This is a genomic window from Streptomyces sp. NPDC003035, assembly GCF_042888285.1.
Classification (GTDB): domain Bacteria; phylum Actinomycetota; class Actinomycetes; order Streptomycetales; family Streptomycetaceae; genus Streptomyces.
This window is the reverse complement of the sequence record NZ_JBIAPJ010000008.1, coordinates 265,660-283,992: the sequence shown is the minus strand read 5'-3', so window position 1 is coordinate 283,992 and position 18,333 is coordinate 265,660. Positions and strand designations below refer to the sequence as shown.

The following is an 18,333-nucleotide window of genomic DNA, read 5'->3' as shown; positions in this document are numbered from 1 at the left end:
CCAACGTCGTCCCTCGGCTGCTGCATATGCCACGACGACGACGGGAGAGCCGATGCGTTCCGACGCCTGGTCGCCCATGGACGGTCGCCCCGCTCCGCAGGGGATGTACGACCCCCGTAACGAACACGACGCCTGTGGTGTCGGGTTCGTGGCCACCCTCACCGGTGTAGCCAGTCACGCACTGGTCGAGCAGGCGCTGACCGTACTGCGCAATCTCGAACACCGCGGCGCCACCGGCTCCGAGCCCGACTCCGGAGACGGCGCGGGCATCCTGCTCCAGGTCCCGGACGCCTTCCTGCGCGAGGTCACCGACTTCGAGCTCCCCGCCGCCGGCGCGTACGCCGTCGGTATCGCCTTCCTCCCTGCCGACGGCTCCGCACAGGCCGTCTCGCAGATCGAGACGATCGCGTCCGAGGAGGGTCTGAACGTCCTCGGCTGGCGCGAGGTCCCCGTCGCCCCCGAGCTGCTCGGCGCCTCCGCCCGCTCCACCATGCCGGTCTTCCGCCAGCTCTTCGTCGCCGACGGCAGCAGCGAGGGCATCGCCCTTGACCGCAAGGCGTTCCTGCTGCGCAAGCGCGCCGAGCGCGAGGCCGGGACGTACTTCCCGTCGCTCTCCGCCCGCACCATCGTCTACAAGGGCATGCTGACCACCGGCCAGCTGGAGCCCTTCTTCCCGGATCTGTCGGACCGCCGCTGCGCCACCGCCGTGGCCCTGGTCCACTCCCGGTTCTCCACCAACACCTTCCCGAGCTGGCCGCTGGCACACCCGTACCGCTTCGTCGCGCACAACGGCGAGATCAACACGGTCAAGGGCAACCGCAACTGGATGGTGGCCCGCGAGTCGCAGCTGGCCAGCGACCTGTTCGGCGCGGAGAAGCTGGAGCGGATCTTCCCGATCTGCACCCCGGACGCCTCCGACTCCGCCTCCTTCGACGAGGTCCTGGAGCTGCTCCACCTCGGCGGGCGCTCGCTGCCGCACTCGGTCCTGATGATGGTCCCCGAGGCGTGGGAGAACCACGACTCCATGGACCCGGCCCGGCGCGCCTTCTACCAGTACCACGCCACGATGATGGAGCCCTGGGACGGCCCGGCCTGCGTCACCTTCACCGACGGCGTCCAGGTCGGCGCGGTCCTCGACCGCAACGGTCTGCGCCCCGGCCGCTACTGGGTCACCGACGAGGGTCTCGTCGTCCTCTCCTCCGAGGTCGGCGTCCTCGACATCGACCCCGCCAAGGTCGTCCGCAAGGGCCGCCTGCAGCCCGGCAAGATGTTCCTCGTCGACACGGCCGAGCACCGCATCATCGAGGACGACGAGATCAAGGCCGGCCTCGCCGCCGAGAAGCCGTACGCCGAGTGGCTGGAGACCGGCGAGATCGAGCTCGAGGACCTCCCCGAGCGCGAGCACATCGTCCACACCCACGCCTCGGTCACCCGCCGCCAGCAGACCTTCGGCTACACCGAGGAAGAGCTGCGCGTCATCCTGGCGCCGATGGCCCGCCTGGGCACCGAGCCGATCGGCTCCATGGGCACGGACTCACCGATCGCGGCCCTGTCCGAGCGCCCCCGGCTGCTCTTCGACTACTTCACCCAGCTCTTCGCGCAGGTCACCAACCCGCCGCTCGACGCCATCCGCGAAGAGCTCGTGACGAGCCTGCGCTCCTCGCTGGGCCCGCAGGGCAACCTGCTTGAACCGACCTCGGCCTCCTGCCGCTCGGTCACCCTGCCCTTCCCGGTGATCGACAACGACGAGCTGGCCAAGCTCATCCACATCAACGCCGACGGCGACATGCCCGGCATGAAGGCCGCGACCCTCTCCGGCCTGTACCGGGTCTCCGGCGGCGGCGACGCGCTCGCCGCCCGCATCGAGGAGATCTGCACCGAGGCCGACGCGGCGATCGAGGGCGGCGCCCGCCTGATCGTCCTCTCCGACCGGCACTCCGACGCCGAGCACGCGCCGATCCCGTCTCTGCTGCTCACCGCGGCCGTCCACCACCACCTCATCCGTACCAAGCAGCGCACCCAGGTGGGCCTGCTGGTCGAGGCCGGCGACGTCCGCGAGGTCCACCACGTCGCGCTCCTCATCGGCTACGGCGCCGCCGCAGTCAACCCGTACCTCGCCATGGAGTCGGTCGAGGACCTGGTCCGCGCCGGCACCTTCATCGAGGGCATGGAGCCCGAGCAGGCCATCCGGAACCTGATCTACGCCCTCGGCAAGGGCGTCCTCAAGGTCATGTCCAAGATGGGCATCTCGACCGTCGCCTCCTACCGCGGCGCCCAGGTCTTCGAGGCCGTCGGCCTCGAGACCGCCTTCGTCGAGAAGTACTTCAACGGCACGGCCACCAAGATCGGCGGCGCCGGTCTCGACGTGATCGCCAAGGAGGTCGCGGCCCGCCACTCCAAGGCGTACCCCGCCTCCGGCGTCCCCTCCGCGCACCGCGCGCTCGACATCGGCGGCGAGTACCAGTGGCGCCGCGAGGGCGAGCCGCACCTGTTCGACCCGGAGACCGTCTTCCGTCTGCAGCACGCCACGCGCAACAAGCGGTACGACATCTTCAAGAAGTACACGGACCGGGTGAACGAGCAGTCCGAGCGCCTGATGACGCTCCGCGGCCTGTTCGGCTTCACCTCGGACCGTCCCTCGATCCCGATCGACGAGGTCGAGCCGGTCTCCGAGATCGTCAAGCGGTTCTCGACCGGTGCCATGTCGTACGGCTCGATCTCCCGCGAGGCGCACGAGACCCTCGCCATCGCCATGAACCAGCTGGGCGGCAAGTCCAACACCGGTGAGGGCGGCGAGGACCCGGACCGTCTGTACGACCCGGCGCGCCGCTCCTCCATCAAGCAGGTCGCCTCCGGCCGCTTCGGTGTGACGTCCGAGTACCTGGTCAACGCGGACGACATCCAGATCAAGATGGCCCAGGGCGCCAAGCCCGGTGAGGGCGGTCAGCTGCCCGGCCACAAGGTCTACCCGTGGGTCGCCAAGACCCGGCACTCCACCCCGGGTGTCGGCCTGATCTCCCCGCCGCCGCACCACGACATCTACTCCATCGAGGACCTGGCTCAGCTGATCCACGACCTCAAGAACGCCAACCCGGCCGCGCGTATCCACGTGAAGCTGGTGTCGGAGGTCGGTGTCGGTACGGTCGCGGCGGGTGTGTCCAAGGCGCACGCCGATGTCGTCCTGATCTCGGGCCACGACGGTGGTACGGGCGCCTCGCCGCTCACGTCGCTGAAGCACGCGGGCGGCCCCTGGGAGCTCGGCCTCGCCGAGACCCAGCAGACCCTGCTGCTCAACGGCCTGCGCGACCGGATCGTCGTCCAGACCGACGGTCAGCTCAAGACCGGCCGTGACGTCGTCATCGCCGCGCTGCTCGGCGCCGAGGAGTTCGGTTTCGCGACCGCGCCGCTCGTCGTCTCCGGCTGCGTCATGATGCGTGTCTGCCACCTGGACACCTGCCCGGTCGGCATCGCCACCCAGAACCCGGTCCTGCGCGACCGCTTCTCCGGCAAGGCCGAGTACGTCGTCAACTTCTTCGAGTTCATCGCCGAGGAGGTCCGCGAGCTCCTCGCCGAGCTGGGCTTCCGCACCCTCGAAGAGGCCGTCGGCCACGCCGAGCTGCTCGACACCAGCCGCGCGGTCACGCACTGGAAGGCGCAGGGCCTGGACCTGGCCCCGCTCTTCCACGTGCCCGAGCTGCCCGAGGGCGCGGTCCGCCACGCCCTCATCGAGCAGGACCACGGTCTGGAGAAGGCCCTCGACAACGAGCTGATCCAGCTCGCCGCCGAGGCGCTGAACGCGGCGTCCGCCGAGGAGGCGCAGCCGGTCCGGGCCCAGGTCGCGATCCGCAACATCAACCGCACGGTCGGCACCATGCTCGGCCACGAGGTGACGAAGCGGTTCGGCGGCGCGGGTCTGCCGGAAGACACCATCGACATCACCTTCACCGGCTCCGCCGGCCAGTCGTTCGGCGCCTTCCTGCCGGCCGGTGTCACGCTCCGCCTGGAGGGCGACGCCAACGACTACGTCGGCAAGGGCCTCTCCGGCGGCCGTGTGATCGTCCGCCCGGACCGCGGCGCGGACCACCTGGCGGAGTACTCGACCATCGCGGGCAACACGATCGCGTACGGCGCGACCGGCGGCGAGCTGTTCCTGCGGGGCCGCACCGGTGAGCGCTTCTGCGTCCGCAACTCCGGCGCGCTGGTTGTCTCGGAGGGCGTGGGCGACCACGGCTGCGAGTACATGACCGGTGGCCGGGCCGTCGTCCTCGGCGAGACGGGCCGCAACTTCGCGGCCGGCATGTCGGGCGGTGTCGCCTACGTCATCGACCTCGACCGGGACAACGTCAACTCCGGCAACCTGTCCGCCGTCGAGACGCTGACCGACTCCGACAAGCAGTGGCTGCACGATGTCGTGCGCCGCCACCAGGAGGAGACGGGTTCGACCGTCGCCGAGAAGCTGCTGGCCGACTGGTCCGTGAACGTGGACCGTTTCAGCAAGATCATCCCGACCACGTACAAGGCAGTGCTCGCCGCCAAGGACGCCGCTGAGCTCGCCGGTCTCTCCGAGGCCGAGACCACCGAGAAGATGATGGAGGCGGCGACCAATGGCTGACCCCAAGGGCTTCCTGACCACCGGGCGCGAGGTCGCCAAGACCCGTCCGGTGGGCGAGCGAGTCAAGGACTTCAACGAGGTCTACGTTCCCGGCTCCCTGCTGCCGATCATCAGCAAGCAGGCCGGCCGCTGCATGGACTGCGGCATCCCGTTCTGCCACAACGGCTGCCCGCTGGGGAACCTCATCCCCGAGTGGAACGACTACGCCTACCGTGAGGACTGGACCCAGGCGTCGGAGCGGCTGCACGCGACCAACAACTTCCCGGAGTTCACCGGCCGCCTGTGCCCGGCTCCGTGCGAGGCGGCGTGCGTGCTCGGCATCAACCAGCCGGCCGTCACGATCAAGAACGTCGAAGTCTCCATCATCGACCAGGCGTGGGACCGCAACGACGTCAAGCCGCAGGCGCCCGAGCGCCTGTCCGGCAAGACCGTCGCCGTCATCGGCTCCGGCCCGGCGGGTCTCGCCGCCGCGCAGCAGCTGACCCGGGCCGGCCACACGGTCGCTGTGTTCGAGCGCGCCGACCGCATCGGCGGGCTGCTGCGCTACGGCATCCCCGAGTTCAAGATGGAGAAGCGGCACATCAACCGCCGCATCGAGCAGATGCGGGCGGAGGGCACCAAGTTCCGCACGGGCGTCGAGATCGGCCGCGACATCACGGCGACCGACCTGCGCAAGCGGTACGACGCCGTCGTCATCGCCGCCGGTGCGACCACCGCGCGTGACCTGCCGGTCCCGGGCCGGGAGCTGTCCGGCATCCACCAGGCGATGGAGTACCTGCCGCTGGCCAACAAGGTCGTCGAGGGCGACTTCGTGACCCCGCCGATCACGGCCGAGGGCAAGCACGTGGTCGTCATCGGCGGCGGCGACACCGGCGCGGACTGCGTGGGCACGGCCCACCGCCAGGGCGCGGCCTCGGTCACGCAGCTGGAGATCATGCCGCGTCCGGGCGAGGAGCGGACGGCCGGCCAGCCGTGGCCGACCTTCCCGATGCTGTACAAGGTCACCTCGGCGCACGAGGAGGGCGGCGAGCGGGTCTACTCCGTCTCCACCACCCACTTCGAGGGCGACGAGGACGGCAACGTCCAGTTCCTGCACCTGGTCGAGGTCGAGTTCGTCGAGGGCAAGCTGACGCAGAAGCCGGGCACGGAGCGGAAGATCCCGGCGCAGCTGGTCACGCTCGCGATGGGCTTCACGGGTACGGACGTGGAGAACGGCCTGGTGGCGCAGTTTGGTCTAGACCTCGATGAGCGGGGTAACATCGCTCGCGACGCGGACTTCGCCACCAACGTCGGTGGTGTGTTCGTGGCCGGTGACGCGGGTCGCGGTCAGTCGCTGATCGTCTGGGCGATCGCCGAGGGCCGCTCGGCGGCCCGCGGAGTCGACCGCTTCCTGACGGGCGCGAGCGACCTTCCGGCCCCGATCCGCCCGACGGACCGTGCCCTGACGGTCTGATCGACCCCCAAAAACGTCCCGTACAACGACGTACGGAACTGAGCGCGGCGCCCCCCGAATGTCCCCGACCGGACGACTGGGCGGGCGCCGCGGTGCGTTCACCTCGCGGGGGCGGGGAGGGGGAGGGCCGCCGGGCGGGTCGACGGACGGAGTCCGACGCAGCCGGTCGAAGCCCGGGAGGCCGTCTGCGGCCGAGCGGTGCGAGAGCGGCGTGGGGGGAGGGTCCGGACGACTGGGCGGGCGCCGCGGTGCGTTCGCCTCGCGGGGGCGGGGAGGGGGAGGGCCGCCGGGCGACTGGGTGGCCCGTCGCGGGGCCTACTGGCTGCTCATTCGGTGCGGGTGCCGGGGATCCGTCGGGCAGGCGAAGGCCCGGTAGTCGTCGCGCGCCGCGCTGATGCCCGTCGGGCCGTAGAGGGAGGGCGGTCGCGTGTCGTCCCGGACTTCCCGCGCTTCGTCGTACGGCAGCCAGCTCCGCGCGCCCCCGAACGAGTCGATCGTCAGCAGCAGCCGCATCTCCGTCCCGCACGCGCCGCAGTACACCCGTACGAGATCCGTCCGGTGCCAGGAGTCCCAGCCGCCGATCTTCCAGCCCGGCGCGAGGGAGAGATCGTACTGATAGCAGGGCGCGGCAGCCCCGAGCCGTTCCTCGAAGGCGTCCTCCCACGCGTCGATCCGCTCGACCAGCTCCCGGGGCAGACAGTCCGCGTAGGGGTACTCGACCACCTGCTCGGGGAAGAGCACGCACGGGTTCGGCAGAAATTCCTTCCGCTCCACGATCGCCGGCTCCGGCTGCTCCGACAACGGCTCGATCACGTCCGCCGCCCGTCGCCAGTACAGCCGCGTCGAGGGACCGTAGTCGCCGAAGGACGCGTCCTCGTGACCCCTGAACGGGCACCACAACACCTGGAGCAGGTCCGTCCCCGGCGGGGCGAAGGGCGCCAGGTCCGGCACGTCCCGTGCGTGGAGCTGTGCGAGCGCGAGCAGCGGCAGTGGGGAGCCGTCGTGGCGGTCCGGCTGGTGACCGGACCAGGACATCTCGTCGAGCTCCGCCCGTTCGGCATCCGTGTACGGCACGCCGTCGGAGCCGTCCGGCCGGGGCCGCGCCCAGGCCGCCTCGACGATCCGCTCGCACTGCCGCGCGCGCTCCGGCCGCACCCCCAGCACCCGGCCGTGCTCCGCGCACATCGGCCACGCCTCGTCCGCCGGCCACAGCAGCGGACCGCCCACCGAGCTGTCGGACGCCGTCGGCGCGCCCGCACGCGGATGGAGCAGCGTCGCGGTGCGGGCGTACGCCGTCAGCTCGGGGAAAGGGACGGTGATGTCCAGGGGACGGTACGGGGTGGTCGGCCTCATTCGCACAGGCTAGTGAGCCACACCGCCGAGGCGGCCAGGGCCGCGTCCGCTTCCGGAAGGACCCCCCTCGCCCCCAGAAAGCCGTGGAAGACCCCGGTGTGCAGGTGGATGTGGGCCTGGACTCCCGCCGAGGAGAGACGGCGGGCGTACGCCAGCCCCTCGTCCCGCAGGGGGTCGCAGTCCGCGAGGACCACGAGGGTGGGCGGGAGGCCGGTGAGATCGGCGGCGAGTCCGGGGGAGGCGGCGACCGCGTCGCCGTCCGGGCCCAGGTACTGCTCCCAGTACCAGCGCATATGGGCCGTGGTGTGGAAGAAACCCTCCGCGTACGCCTCCGCCGACACGGCGTCCAGCCGGTGGTCGAGGGCCGGGTAGAAGAGGAGCTGGCCCGCGACGGCCGGGCCGCCCCCGTCGCGGGCCCGCAACGCCGCGCGCGCCGCCAGGTTCCCGCCGCTGGAGTCGCCCGCGAGGAACAGCGGGCCTCCGTACCGGGCGGCCGCCCACTCCAGGACCGTGCACACGTCGTCCTCGGCCGCCGGGAAGCGGTGCTCGGGGGCGCGCCGGTAGTCCACGGAGACCATGGACAGGCCCGTACGGGACGCCAGTTCGCGGCAGAGCCCGTCGTGGGTGTCCAGGTCGCACAGGACCCAGCCCCCGCCGTGCGCGAAGATGACGACCGGCCCCGCCGCCTCGCCGTACAGCCGCACCCGTACCCCGTTCGCCGAGGTCTCGTGGGCCGGGGGCACCTCCCGTACCCCCGCCCGGGCCGCCGCCCGCAACTCCGCCGGCGAACCCGGGCCGGGGAAGCCCGCCGACATCGCCTCGCACAGCGCCCGCGCCGCCGGTGTCAGGGGATCCGTCATCCTGTCGTCAGCCCCCCGTCGACCGTGAACTCCGCGCCCGTCACGTACGAGGACGCGTCCGAGACCAGGAACGCGATCAGCTCCCCGACCTCCTCCGCCCGGCCCATCCGGCCGAGCGGCACATGCGACCAGTTCCGGCCCGCCACCGCCGCCGTCATCGGCGTGTCGACGGCCCCCGGATGCACCGAGTTGACACGGATGCCGTGCTGCGCGAGGTCCAGGGCCGACGAGCGGGTCAGCCCGCGCAGGCCGAACTTGCTGGAGCCGTACGCCGCGTGGCCCGGGATGCCGACCAGGCCGGCGGTCGAGGACACGTTCACGATCGAGCCGCCGCCCGCCTCCCGCAGGGCGGGCAGCACCGCCTGGATGCCGAGGAACGGTCCCAAAAGATTGACCCTGAGGAGGGTTTCGAAGTTCGCGTACGTCTCCGACTCCACCGGGGCCGTACGCCACAGCGCCGCGTTGTTCACCAGCGCGTCGACACGGCCGTACGAGGCGAGGGCGCCGGCGACCACCCCCTGCCAGTCCTCCGCCGAGGTCACGTCGTGCCGTACGAACAGCCCCGCGCCGCCGAGCCCGTCCGCGACCGCCCGGCCCTCCTCCTCCCGTACGTCCGTACAGACGACCCGCGCGCCCGCCGCCCCCAGCAGCCGGGCCTCCGCCGCGCCCTGGCCACGCGCCGCGCCCGTGACGATCACGACCTTGCCTGACAGGGAGTTCACGACGCCTCCCTGGCGCGGAAGTACGGGATGACCTTCTCGCCCCACTGGCGGATGGTCTCCATGCACACCTCCTGGGGGACCGTGCCCATCTGGATCAGGCACATCACCTCGTCCACACCGATCTCGCGCAGCCGCTCCACGTAGGCGACGGCGGTGTCGGCGTCGCCGTAGGCGTGGTCGGTGTTGTACGTGCCGGTGTCGACCGGGCGCGCCGGGATGTTCGCCTCGTGGAGGCGGGCGACCAGCTCCTCGCGGCGCCGCTCCAGCGCCGCGACGTGGTCGGCGGCCTCCTCGTCCTCCGCGTAGCCGGTCGGGGCCGGGGCGTTGCCGTACCAGTGCGCGATCGACTCGGCGAAGAAGCGCTGGCCGCGGGTGCCGAGGCGCAGCGCCCGCTCGGCGTCGTCCAGGACGATCGTCGGGCAGAGCGCCGAGAAGTGGTTGTTGACCTCGGAGGAGACGAACCGCGATCCGTCGCGTACGGTGATGGCCTCGTCGTACACCGTGCGCATCGTGCGGACGTCGTCGGCGCCGGCGAAGCCCATCACCAGGGCCCCGACGCCGAGTTCGGCGGCGAGTTCGAGCGTGTCGTGCTTCGAGCAGGCCATGAAGAGGGGCGGGTGGGGTCCCTGCACCGGCCGGGGCAGGATCGCGCCGGGGCCGATGTCGATCGAGCCGTGCCACTCGAACTCCTCCTCGCGCCAGGCGTGGGAGAAGATCCGCAGGGCCTCCTCCATCTGCGGATACGTGTCCTCGGGGCGTACCCCGTACATCCGCATCTCCTGGCGGGTCGCGCCGCGCCCGGCGCCGATGTCCACCCGTCCGCCACTGAGGACGTCGAGCATCGCGGCGCGCTCGGCCACCCGCACCGGGTGCTGGTAGCCGAAGGGCATGGTGACCACGCCGTGGCCGATGCGGATCCGCTCCGTGCGGGCGGCGACCCAGGTCAGGAAGACCTCGGAGGCGCTCATGTGCGCGTACTGGGTGAGGGAGTGGTGCTCGACCGCCCAGATCCGGTCGAAGCCCATCTTCTCGGCGTGGACGGCCTGTTCGACGCAGTCGTGGATGACCTGACGCTCGCGCTCCGGGGTGGGGTCGACGAGCTGGGCCTCGAAGATCATCGAGAACTTCACGGGTCCTCCTGTGTTTCGAATAGGAATACTTCTAGCAGGCATAGGAGGGGTGGGGAAGAGGAGTCGTAGACTTCGAGCCGTGGCGGACAGGAGAACGGCCGGGCAGGAAGAGGTTCCCGAGATCCCGGGGTTCCCGGCGACGAGCTGGGCGGTGCTCGGGCTGCTCTCCTTCGGGGAGGAGCTGTCCGGCTACGACCTCAAGAAGTGGTCGGACTGGTCACTGCGCTTCTTCTACTGGAGCCCGTCGTTCAGTCAGATCTACAGCGAGCTCAAGCGCCTGGAGGCAGCCGGTTTCGCCACCTCGCGGATGGTCGCGCAGGAGACGGGCAGTCGCGACAAGCGGGTCTACCGGATCACGGACTCGGGCATGGCCGCCGTCCGGACCTGGGCGCGCACGGCGCCCGTCGACCCGCCGGTGCTCAAGCACGGGCCGATGCTCCGGCTGTGGCTGGGGCATCTCCTCGAACCCGAGCAGATGCGTGACGTCCTCGCCCGGCACCGCGAGTTCGCCGAGTCCATGCGGTTGCGCGCCGAGGTCGACGTGGAGGGCTCGAAGGCCGAGGGGGCGTGGGCGTACCCCACGCTCACCCTCAAGTGGGCCGAGCGGTACTACGCCTCCGAGCGCGATCTGGCGGACGCCATGCTCGCGGACATCGAGGAACTGGAGAGGGCGCGCGCCGACAGGGGCGAGGGCAAGGGCAAGGGCAAGCGGCCGTAGGTGCGGCGGAAGTAGAGCAGGGGGCCGGTGTCCCGGAGGGTCGTCAGTGAGGTGACCCGGCCGAGCGCGATGGCGCGGCCCCCGCCGTCGAGAACCGCGTCGAGCGCGCACTCGATCAGCGGTGCGCCGTCGGCGCTGGGCCGCCGGGCCGCCAGGCCGTACCGGCGAACGTGTCGCCGCCCGTGACGGGCTGCTCGACGAGGAGGAACTGACCGCCTGGGCCCGCGAGCGACTCGCCAACTTCAAGGTGCCGCGCCGCTTCGTCGCCGTGCCGGACCTTCCCTGCCGGACTCACCACCCCCGCCGGAGTCAACTCCCTTTGGGGGCAGGCGCGCGGCGCCTGATCACGTACCCTCGGCATCCTGTACGCGTAGAGGGAGGGGAGGGGCCCATGGCCCTCAGTCTGAGCAAGGTCCAGGAAGCCGCGCCCGCGTTGGTGAGCCTCTACAAGTCGGCGGGGGTGTCCCTCCAGAAGCACGGCATGAGCGGGCAGCGCGTCGCCGTCTATCTCGTGCTCGACTACTCGGGCTCGATGAAGCCGTACTACCAGGATGGCAGCGTCCAGGCGCTGGCCGACCGGGTGTTGGGTCTCTCCGCCAACCTGGACGACGACGGCCGGGTGCCGGTGGTCTTCTTCTCCACCGACATCGACGCCGAGACCGACATCGCGCTCGCCGACCACCAGGGGCGGATCGACCGGATCGTCGCCGGGCTCGGCCACATGGGCAAGACCAGCTACCACCTGGCGATGGACGCGGTCATCGACCACTACCTCGACAGCGGGGCGACGGCCCCCGCGCTCGTGGTCTTCCAGACCGACGGCGGACCGATCAACAAGCTCGCCGCCGAGCGGTACCTGTGCAAGGCGGCGAAGCTGCCGATCTTCTGGCAGTTCATCGGCTTCGGCGACCCGGGCAGCCGGCAGTTCGAATTCCTGCGCAAACTCGACGAGTTGGACGTGCCGTCGAAGCGGCCGGTGGACAACGCCGGGTTCTTCCACGCCGGGAAGGACCCGCGCCGGGTCCCGGACGCGGAGCTGTACGACCGGATCGTCGCCGAATTCCCCACGTGGCTGTCCGCGGCCCGGGCGCAGGCCATCCTCCGATGAGCGGGCGGCGCGCTGCGGTCCCTACGGCCTCGATCGGCTCGACCGCGTTGCCTTTTCGGTTCCGGCGAAGGCCGGGCGCGAAATGCGTTGGCCGGGCGGGGGTCGATCAGGTGATAGTGGCGCCATGGCATCTCTTGTGCGCCACGTGACGATCGACTGCTCCGACCCGTACACCCTGGCCACCTTCTGGGCCTCCGTGCTGGACGCCAAGGTGTCCGACGAGGACCGGCCCGGCGACGACGAGGCACTGGTGGAGACGCCCGGCGCGGGCCTGCTCTTCGTCCAGGTGCCGGAGGGGAAGTCGGTCAAGAACCGGGTCCACCTCGACGTCCAGCCGCAGGACCGCACCCGCGACGAGGAGGTCGAGCGGCTGCTCGCGCTCGGCGCGACACTGGTCGGCGACCACCGGAACGCGGACGGGACAGGCTGGGTGACCCTGGCCGACCCCGAAGGCAACGAGTTCTGTGTGGAGCGGGCGAACTCCGAGCGCCCGCAGTAAACCGGACAGAAGATGTCGGGTATCCGGTATTCACTGCTCTCATGAAAATCGCCGGAACCACCTGGTCCACCTTCGCCGCCGCCGAACCGGAACTCGCCGCGACCGTACGGGAGCGCTTCGGCCGGTACACGCATCACGTCCTCGCGACCGTACGGAAGGACGGCTCGCCGCGCCTCACCGGCCTCGAGGTGAACTTCCGCTTCGACGAACTGTGGCTCGCGATGATGCCGAACTCCCGCAAGGCGCTGGACCTGCGGCGCGACCAGCGGTTCTCGCTGCTCGCCAATCCGGGCAGCGGGACCGACATGGGCGGGGGCGACGTGCGCGTCTCCGGGCGGGTGGCCGAGGCCACCGACCCGGAGACGGTCGAGCGGTTCGCGAAGGAGGTCGGCGCGCCGCTGCCGTTCCACCTCTTCCTGGCGGAGGTGGCCGAGGTGGTGCGCACGGCCGTCGAGGGCGACGAGCTGGTCGTCCGCACCTGGACGCCGGGGCGGCCGGTACGGACGATCCGGCGCGGCACCGACGACAGCGCGCCGCGCGAGGACTCATGACCATGACCCGCTGAGCACCTGGGCCCGGCACCAGGACGGGGTGCCCCAGGCGTCCCGGAGAGGCCGGGCCTTGCGTAGCCAGAGGGAGAGGTCGAGCTCCTCGGTGTACCCGACGGCGCCGTGGATCTGGAGGGCGGTGCGGGCGGCGGCGTAGGCGGCCTCGCCGGCCGCGACCTTCGCGGCGGCGAGATCGGCGCTCTCGAAGGTGAGCGCCGCTCCGAAGAGCAGCGGCCGGGCGAACTCCAGGCCGAGCAGGGTGTCGGCCAGGCGGTGCTTGACCGCCTGGAACGACCCGATCGAGGTCCCGAACTGCGTGCGCTGCCGGGCGTACGCCACGGTCCGGTCGAGGAGCGTGAGTCCGACGCCCAGTGCCTGGGCGGCCGTCGCGAGCATCGCCCAGCGCACGGCCTGCTCGACGGCGCCGCGGACGGCCGGTCCGGCGGCGATCAGCTCACCATCGGGTGTAGGGCGGGAGAGCCGCCGGGCGGGGTCGGCGGAGGGGTGGACAGCCCCGTGGGAGGCGGCGCTCCACACCTCGTCCCCACGGACGACGGCCACGAGGTCGGCGACGTCCGCGTCGAGCGCGTCCTGTTGTGCGCCTCCGTTCCGCAGGGCGGTTCCCACCCTCAACCCTCCGGCGTTGTGGACCTTGGCCCCGCCGGGCGGTGCCCCACCCTCGCCCCTTGGCCCGGTTGTGGGCAGGCGTTCCGCTGGGCGGTGCCCGCCCTCACCCCCGCCACCTGGTTGTGGGCAGGCGTTCCGCAGGGCGGAACGGGTGGGCACAACCCACGACGGCGCCGCACCCGGCGGGCGCCTGCGCGGGGGCACCGGGGTAGGCGCGGGCGAGGCCCAGTCGGGGAACGCCAGGGTCGCCAGCGTTTCGCCCGTGGCGATGCCCGGCAGCAGGCGCTTCGTCAGAGCCCCCTCCCCCCTCCCCGCCAGTTCCGACAGCAGCGCCCCCACCGCCACCGTCTCCACCACCGGGCCCGGTACCCCGTGGCGGCCCAGCTCCACGAACGCCGTCGCCAGTTCCACGGGGAGCGGGCCCACGCCCTCGTACGGTTCCGGGATCGCGAGGGCGAAGACGCCCGTCTCCGCGAGGCGGGACCACAGGGCGCGGCCCGGCGCCGGGTCGCCCGACGCCCAGGCACGTATCGTCGCCGGCGTCTCCGCCGCCGTCAGCAGCGCGTCCAGCGAGCGCGCGAAATCGCGCTGCTCCTCCGTCGGCAGGAATCGCATCAGCGCCGCCCCTTCGGCAGACCGAGCAGCCGCTCGGCGATGATGTCGCGCTGGATCTCGTTCGTGCCCGCGTAGATCGGGCCCGCGAGCGAGAAGACGTACCCCTCGGCCCACTCGCCGTCCGCCCGCTCCGCCTCCCCGCCCAGCAGATCGAGCGCCGTCTCGTGCAGCGCGATGTCGTACTCCGACCAGAAGACCTTGTTCAGGCTCGACTCCGCCCCGATCGTCGCCCCCGCCGCGAAGCGCGAGGCGCCTGCCGCCGTGAAGAGCTGGTACGCCCGCGCCCCGATCACCGCGTCCGCGACCCGGTCCCGGAGCCCCGGGGCCTCGCCCGTCTCGCGCCACAGCCGTACGAGACGGTCGGCGGCGGCCAGGAAGCGGCCGGGGGAGCGGAGCATGAGCCCCCGCTCGTTGCCGGTCGTGGACATCGCGATCCGCCAGCCCTGGCCGGGCTCGCCGATCACGTCCTCGTCGGGCACGAAGACCTCGTCGAGGAACAGCTCGGCGAAGGCCGGTTTCCCGTCGAGGCGCCCGATGGGCCGCACGGTCACGCCCGGCGCCCGCAGGTCGAACATGAGGTACGTCAGCCCCCGGTGCGGCCGGTCGGGGTCCGTCTCCGGGTCGGTGCGGAAGATGCCGAAGGCCCGGTCGGCGAAGGGCGCTCGCGAGGACCAGGTCTTCTGCCCGGACAGCAGCCACCCGCCCTCCGTCCGTACCGCCCGCGAGGTCAGCGAGGCGAGGTCCGAGCCGGCCTCGGGCTCGGACCATGCCTGCGCCCAGACGACCTCGCCGGTCGCCATCGACGGGAGCACCCGGGCCCGCTGCTCCTCCGTCGCGTGGTCGAAGAGGGTGGGGGCGAGCAGGTTGATGCCGTTCTGCGAGACCCGGCCCGGCGCCCCCGCCGCGTAGTACTCCTCCTCGAAGATCAGCCACCGGAAGATGTCGGCGTCCCGGCCCCCGTACCGCTCCGGCCAGGACACCACCGACCAGCGGTCGGCGGCCAGTTCCGCCTCCCACGCGCGGTGCGCGGTGAAGCCCTCCGCCGTCTCCAGGGACGGCAGCGGCTCCTTCGGCACATGGGCGCGCAGCCACTCCCGGGCCTCCGCCCGGAAGGCGTCCTCCTCGGCGCCGTACGACAGGTCCATCAGACGCCCGCCTCCTTCATCGCCGCCACGTCCATGCCTCCGAGCGGGTCCGCGGCGGTCTCCGCGTTGTGGGCGTGGGCGAGGTGGTGCAGCCCGAAGACGGAGTCCATCCCCGCGTGCATCCCCTGGAGGTCCTCCGCCTGGTTCACCGCCCGCTTGGTCAGGGCAAGGCCGAGCCGGGGCATCTCCGCGATCCGCAGCGCCAGGCGGTCGGTCTCGGCGCCGAGTTCGGCGCGCTCCACGACCCGGTTGACCATGCCGATCTCGTACGCCCGGCGGGCCGTCATCCGGTCTCCGGTGTAGAGGAACTCCTTGGCGATCCGCGGCGGCATCACCCAGGGGTGCGCGAAGTACTCGACTCCCGGGATCCCCATCCGGACGACCGGATCGGCGAAGAACGCGTCCTCGCTCGCCACGATCAGGTCGCAGATCCAGGCGAGCATCAGCCCGCCCGCCACGCAGGCCCCCTGGACCGAGGCGACGACCGGCTTGGGGAGTTCGCGCCAGCGCCGGCACATGCCCAGGTAGACCTCGGACTCGCGGGCGAACCGCGACTCGGCGCCGTGTCGGACGGAGTGGTCCCACCACAGTCCGGCGCGCCGGTCGAAGGGGAGATGGGCGTCGCGCTCGGGGGTGCCGATGTCGTGGCCCGCGGAGAAGTGCTCGCCCGCCCCGGCGAGCACGACCACCGAGACGTCGGCGTCGGCCGCCGCCCGGTAGAAGGCGTCGTCCAGGGCGTAGGTCATCGCGGAGTTCTGGGCGTTGCGGTAGCGGGGCCGGTTCATCGTCACGTACGCGACGGGGCCGCGACGCTCGTACAGCACGGGCATCTCTCGCGCTCCTTCCCTAACAAGTGTTTGGTAGGTTAACGTACGGCCATGAGCAGCGCCATGAGCAGCGTCGAGGAGTTCCGCACCGAGATACGGCACTGGCTGCAGGCCCACCTCACCGGCGAGTTCGCCCACCTGAAGGGCCGCGGCGGACCGGGCGGGGAACACGAGGCGTTCGCCGAACGCCTGGCCTGGGAACGCCACTTGGCGGCCCACGGCTGGACCTGCGTGGGCTGGCCCAAGGAGTACGGCGGGCGCGGCGCGAGCATCGAGGAGCAGATCGCCTTCCACGAGGAGTACGCCCTCGCCGACGCCCCCGCCCGCGTCAACCACATCGGTGAACAGCTGCTCGGCCCCACCCTCATCGCCCACGGCACCGAGGAGCAGAAGGCCCGCTTCCTGCCCCCGATCCGCGCCGTCGAGGAGCTCTGGTGCCAGGGCTACAGCGAACCCGACGCCGGCTCCGACCTCGCCGCCGTCCGCACCCGCGCCACCCGCGACGGCGACGCCTGGGTCGTCGACGGCCAGAAGATCTGGACCTCGCTCGCTCACGCGTCCCAGTGGTGCTTCGTCCTCGCCCGCACCGAGCCCGGGTCGCGACGGCACGCCGGACTCTCGTACCTCCTCGTCCCCATGGACCAGCCGGGCGTCGTGGTCCGGCCGATCGTCCAGCTCACCGGCACCAGCGAGTTCAACGAGGTCTTCTTCGACGGCGCCCGCACGGACGCCGCGAACGTCGTCGGCGAGCCCGGCGACGGCTGGCGGATCGCGATGGCCACCCTCGGCTACGAACGCGGCGTCTCCACCCTCGGCCAGCAGGTCGGATTCCGCCGCGAGCTGGAGGGCCTGATCGAGCTCGCCCGGCGCACCGGAGCCCTCGCCGACCCCCTCGTCCGCGACCGGCTCGTCCGCGCCTGGACCGGACTGCAGGCCATGCGGGCGAACGCCCTGCGCGGCGCCGAGCCCTCCATGGCCAAGCTGTACTGGTCCCACTGGCACCGCGACCTCGGCGAACTCGCCATGGACATCCGCGGCGCCGCCTCCACGGTCGTCAGCGGGGAGCCGTACGAACTCGACGCATGGCAGCGGCTGTTCCTCTTCTCCCGCGCCGACACCATCTACGCCGGGTCCAGCGAGATCCAGCGCACCATCATCGCCGAGCGGGTGCTCGGCCTCCCGAAGGAGCCGCGCCCATGACCCCACCGCCGCCGCCCTACGAACCGGGACACGGACTCCTCACCGGCCGCAGCGCCGTCATCACCGCCGCCGCCGGAGCCGGCATCGGCGGCGCCACCGCCCGCCGCTTCCTGGAGGAGGGCGCCAGGATCCTCGTCAGCGACGCCCACGCCCGCCGCCTCAAGGAGACCGCGGCCGCCCTCGCCGCCGAGTTCGGCGCCGACCGGATCGACTCCCTGCCCTGCGACGTCACCGACGAGACCCAGGTCCAGCAGCTCGTCGACACGGCCGTACGCCTCCATGGGGGCCTTGACATCGTCGTCAACAACGCCGGCCTCGGCGGCACCGCCGAGCTCGTCGACATGACCGACGAGCAGTGGACCCGCGTCCTCGACGTCACCCTGAACGGCACCTTCCGCTGCACCCGCGCCGCCCTGCGCCACTTCAAGGACGCCGGCGACGGCGGGGTGATCGTCAACAACGCCTCCGTCGTCGGCTGGCGCGCCCAGGCCGGACAGGCCCACTACGCCGCCGCCAAGGCCGGCGTCATGGCGCTCACCCGCTGCGCCGCCGTCGAGGCGGCGGCCCACGGCGTCCGCGTCAACGCCGTCTCCCCGTCCCTGGCCATGCACCCGCACCTGGTCAAGGTCACCTCCGCCGACCTGCTCGCCGACCTCACCGCGGCCGAGGCCTTCGGGCGGTACGCCGAGCCCTGGGAGGTCGCCAACGTCATCGTCTTCCTCGCCAGCGGCTACTCCTCCTACATGACCGGCGAGACCGTCTCGGTCAGCAGCCAGCATCCGTAGGGGGTGTCTTGCCGATCAGGCCGGGCTCGCGTGCCCTGGCACCGCTCCCCCGTAGCCCTTCGGGCACGGGAGGTACCCCCACGCCGCGTTGTCGTCGGTCGCCAACTCCCCCGTAGCCCTTCGGGCACGGG

At 71.8% G+C, this 18,333-nt stretch carries 15 protein-coding genes; 8 read left to right on the top strand and 7 right to left on the bottom strand.

Going from position 1 to position 18,333, the window contains the following annotated elements; translation table 11 throughout:
- Nucleotides 1-52 precede the first annotated feature (52 nt).
- Together gltB and ACFYV5_RS26025 are read left to right on the top strand one after the other, a co-directional pair.
- On the top strand, nucleotides 53-4,612 hold the full coding sequence (gltB, locus tag ACFYV5_RS26030; protein ID WP_389172359.1) for a glutamate synthase large subunit: 4,560 nt from the start codon (nucleotides 53-55) through the stop codon (nucleotides 4,610-4,612).
- Complete coding sequence (locus tag ACFYV5_RS26025; protein WP_355111155.1) at nucleotides 4,605-6,065, top strand: glutamate synthase subunit beta; 1,461 nt, start codon at nucleotides 4,605-4,607, stop codon at nucleotides 6,063-6,065. Before gltB ends, ACFYV5_RS26025 begins: the two co-directional genes overlap by 8 nt.
- Nucleotides 6,066-6,380: 315 nt before the next feature.
- Here ACFYV5_RS26025 and ACFYV5_RS26020 read toward each other — a convergent pair whose 3' ends face one another.
- From ACFYV5_RS26020 to ACFYV5_RS26005, 4 genes are read right to left on the bottom strand one after another with little or no spacing between them, the layout of a single operon-like run.
- Nucleotides 6,381-7,418 carry a hypothetical protein gene (locus ACFYV5_RS26020; RefSeq protein ID WP_389172357.1) on the bottom strand — a complete coding sequence of 346 codons (1,038 nt, stop codon included), beginning with the start codon at nucleotides 7,416-7,418 and terminating at the stop codon, nucleotides 6,381-6,383.
- On the bottom strand, nucleotides 7,415-8,278 hold the full coding sequence (locus ACFYV5_RS26015) for an alpha/beta hydrolase (RefSeq protein WP_389172355.1): 864 nt from the start codon (nucleotides 8,276-8,278) through the stop codon (nucleotides 7,415-7,417). The genes ACFYV5_RS26020 and ACFYV5_RS26015 overlap by 4 nt, the downstream gene beginning before the upstream one ends.
- Complete coding sequence (locus ACFYV5_RS26010) at nucleotides 8,275-9,000, bottom strand: SDR family NAD(P)-dependent oxidoreductase (protein ID WP_389172353.1); 726 nt, start codon at nucleotides 8,998-9,000, stop codon at nucleotides 8,275-8,277. Before ACFYV5_RS26010 ends, ACFYV5_RS26015 begins: the two co-directional genes overlap by 4 nt.
- Nucleotides 8,997-10,130, bottom strand: a complete 1,134-nt coding sequence (locus ACFYV5_RS26005) for an LLM class flavin-dependent oxidoreductase (protein ID WP_389172351.1) — start codon at nucleotides 10,128-10,130, stop codon at nucleotides 8,997-8,999. Before ACFYV5_RS26005 ends, ACFYV5_RS26010 begins: the two co-directional genes overlap by 4 nt.
- Nucleotides 10,131-10,209: 79 nt before the next feature.
- Between ACFYV5_RS26005 and ACFYV5_RS26000 the strand changes: the two genes are divergently transcribed.
- From ACFYV5_RS26000 to ACFYV5_RS25985, 4 genes are all read left to right on the top strand, one after another.
- The gene (locus tag ACFYV5_RS26000) at nucleotides 10,210-10,848 is read left to right on the top strand and encodes a PadR family transcriptional regulator (protein ID WP_389172349.1); all 639 of its coding nucleotides are present in this window, start codon (nucleotides 10,210-10,212) and stop codon (nucleotides 10,846-10,848) included.
- Between the two features lie 391 nt (nucleotides 10,849-11,239).
- Nucleotides 11,240-11,956 carry a vWA domain-containing protein gene (locus ACFYV5_RS25995; RefSeq protein ID WP_389172347.1) on the top strand — a complete coding sequence of 239 codons (717 nt, stop codon included), beginning with the start codon at nucleotides 11,240-11,242 and terminating at the stop codon, nucleotides 11,954-11,956.
- A 124-nt stretch (nucleotides 11,957-12,080) separates the two neighbouring features.
- Nucleotides 12,081-12,455: a VOC family protein gene (locus ACFYV5_RS25990; RefSeq protein ID WP_389172345.1), complete on the top strand. Its 375-nt coding sequence runs from the start codon at nucleotides 12,081-12,083 to the stop codon at nucleotides 12,453-12,455.
- 41 nt (nucleotides 12,456-12,496) lie between these two features.
- Complete coding sequence (locus ACFYV5_RS25985; protein WP_389172343.1) at nucleotides 12,497-13,006, top strand: pyridoxamine 5'-phosphate oxidase family protein; 510 nt, start codon at nucleotides 12,497-12,499, stop codon at nucleotides 13,004-13,006.
- Here the strand turns inward: ACFYV5_RS25985 and ACFYV5_RS25980 are convergent.
- Genes ACFYV5_RS25980 through ACFYV5_RS25970 form a run of 3 tightly spaced genes read right to left on the bottom strand, consistent with a single transcriptional unit; the run spans nucleotide 13,001 to nucleotide 16,220 of the window.
- Nucleotides 13,001-14,245: an acyl-CoA dehydrogenase family protein gene (locus tag ACFYV5_RS25980; RefSeq protein WP_389172341.1), complete on the bottom strand. Its 1,245-nt coding sequence runs from the start codon at nucleotides 14,243-14,245 to the stop codon at nucleotides 13,001-13,003. The genes ACFYV5_RS25985 and ACFYV5_RS25980 overlap by 6 nt on opposite strands.
- Entirely contained in the window at nucleotides 14,245-15,390 is a 1,146-nt protein-coding gene (locus ACFYV5_RS25975; protein ID WP_389172339.1) for an acyl-CoA dehydrogenase family protein, read from the bottom strand. Before ACFYV5_RS25975 ends, ACFYV5_RS25980 begins: the two co-directional genes overlap by 1 nt.
- The gene (locus tag ACFYV5_RS25970; RefSeq protein ID WP_389172337.1) at nucleotides 15,390-16,220 is read right to left on the bottom strand and encodes an enoyl-CoA hydratase; all 831 of its coding nucleotides are present in this window, start codon (nucleotides 16,218-16,220) and stop codon (nucleotides 15,390-15,392) included. The genes ACFYV5_RS25975 and ACFYV5_RS25970 overlap by 1 nt, the downstream gene beginning before the upstream one ends.
- Nucleotides 16,221-16,280: 60 nt before the next feature.
- On the opposite strand from ACFYV5_RS25970, the gene ACFYV5_RS25965 reads away from it, so the two are divergent.
- Nucleotides 16,281-17,417: an acyl-CoA dehydrogenase family protein gene (locus tag ACFYV5_RS25965; protein ID WP_389172583.1), complete on the top strand. Its 1,137-nt coding sequence runs from the start codon at nucleotides 16,281-16,283 to the stop codon at nucleotides 17,415-17,417.
- Nucleotides 17,414-18,202 carry an SDR family oxidoreductase gene (locus tag ACFYV5_RS25960; RefSeq protein WP_355111175.1) on the top strand — a complete coding sequence of 263 codons (789 nt, stop codon included), beginning with the start codon at nucleotides 17,414-17,416 and terminating at the stop codon, nucleotides 18,200-18,202. The genes ACFYV5_RS25965 and ACFYV5_RS25960 overlap by 4 nt, the downstream gene beginning before the upstream one ends.
- The last annotated feature ends 131 nt before the right edge of the window (nucleotides 18,203-18,333 follow it).

Excerpts from the sequence above, each read along its gene's own strand:
- gltB (WP_389172359.1), top strand. The coding sequence starts at position 53 with ATGCGTTCCGACGCCTGGTCGCCCATGGACGGTCGCCCCGCTCCGCAG.
- ACFYV5_RS26025 (WP_355111155.1), top strand. The coding sequence starts at position 4,605 with ATGGCTGACCCCAAGGGCTTCCTGACCACCGGGCGCGAGGTCGCCAAG.
- ACFYV5_RS26020 (WP_389172357.1), bottom strand. The coding sequence starts at position 7,418 with ATGAGGCCGACCACCCCGTACCGTCCCCTGGACATCACCGTCCCTTTC.
- ACFYV5_RS26015 (WP_389172355.1), bottom strand. The coding sequence starts at position 8,278 with ATGACGGATCCCCTGACACCGGCGGCGCGGGCGCTGTGCGAGGCGATG.
- ACFYV5_RS25995 (WP_389172347.1), top strand. The coding sequence starts at position 11,240 with ATGGCCCTCAGTCTGAGCAAGGTCCAGGAAGCCGCGCCCGCGTTGGTG.
- ACFYV5_RS25990 (WP_389172345.1), top strand. The coding sequence starts at position 12,081 with ATGGCATCTCTTGTGCGCCACGTGACGATCGACTGCTCCGACCCGTAC.
- ACFYV5_RS25985 (WP_389172343.1), top strand. The coding sequence starts at position 12,497 with ATGAAAATCGCCGGAACCACCTGGTCCACCTTCGCCGCCGCCGAACCG.
- ACFYV5_RS25980 (WP_389172341.1), bottom strand. The coding sequence starts at position 14,245 with ATGCGATTCCTGCCGACGGAGGAGCAGCGCGATTTCGCGCGCTCGCTG.
- ACFYV5_RS25975 (WP_389172339.1), bottom strand. The coding sequence starts at position 15,390 with ATGGACCTGTCGTACGGCGCCGAGGAGGACGCCTTCCGGGCGGAGGCC.
- ACFYV5_RS25970 (WP_389172337.1), bottom strand. The coding sequence starts at position 16,220 with ATGCCCGTGCTGTACGAGCGTCGCGGCCCCGTCGCGTACGTGACGATG.
- ACFYV5_RS25965 (WP_389172583.1), top strand. The coding sequence starts at position 16,281 with ATGAGCAGCGTCGAGGAGTTCCGCACCGAGATACGGCACTGGCTGCAG.
- ACFYV5_RS25960 (WP_355111175.1), top strand. The coding sequence starts at position 17,414 with ATGACCCCACCGCCGCCGCCCTACGAACCGGGACACGGACTCCTCACC.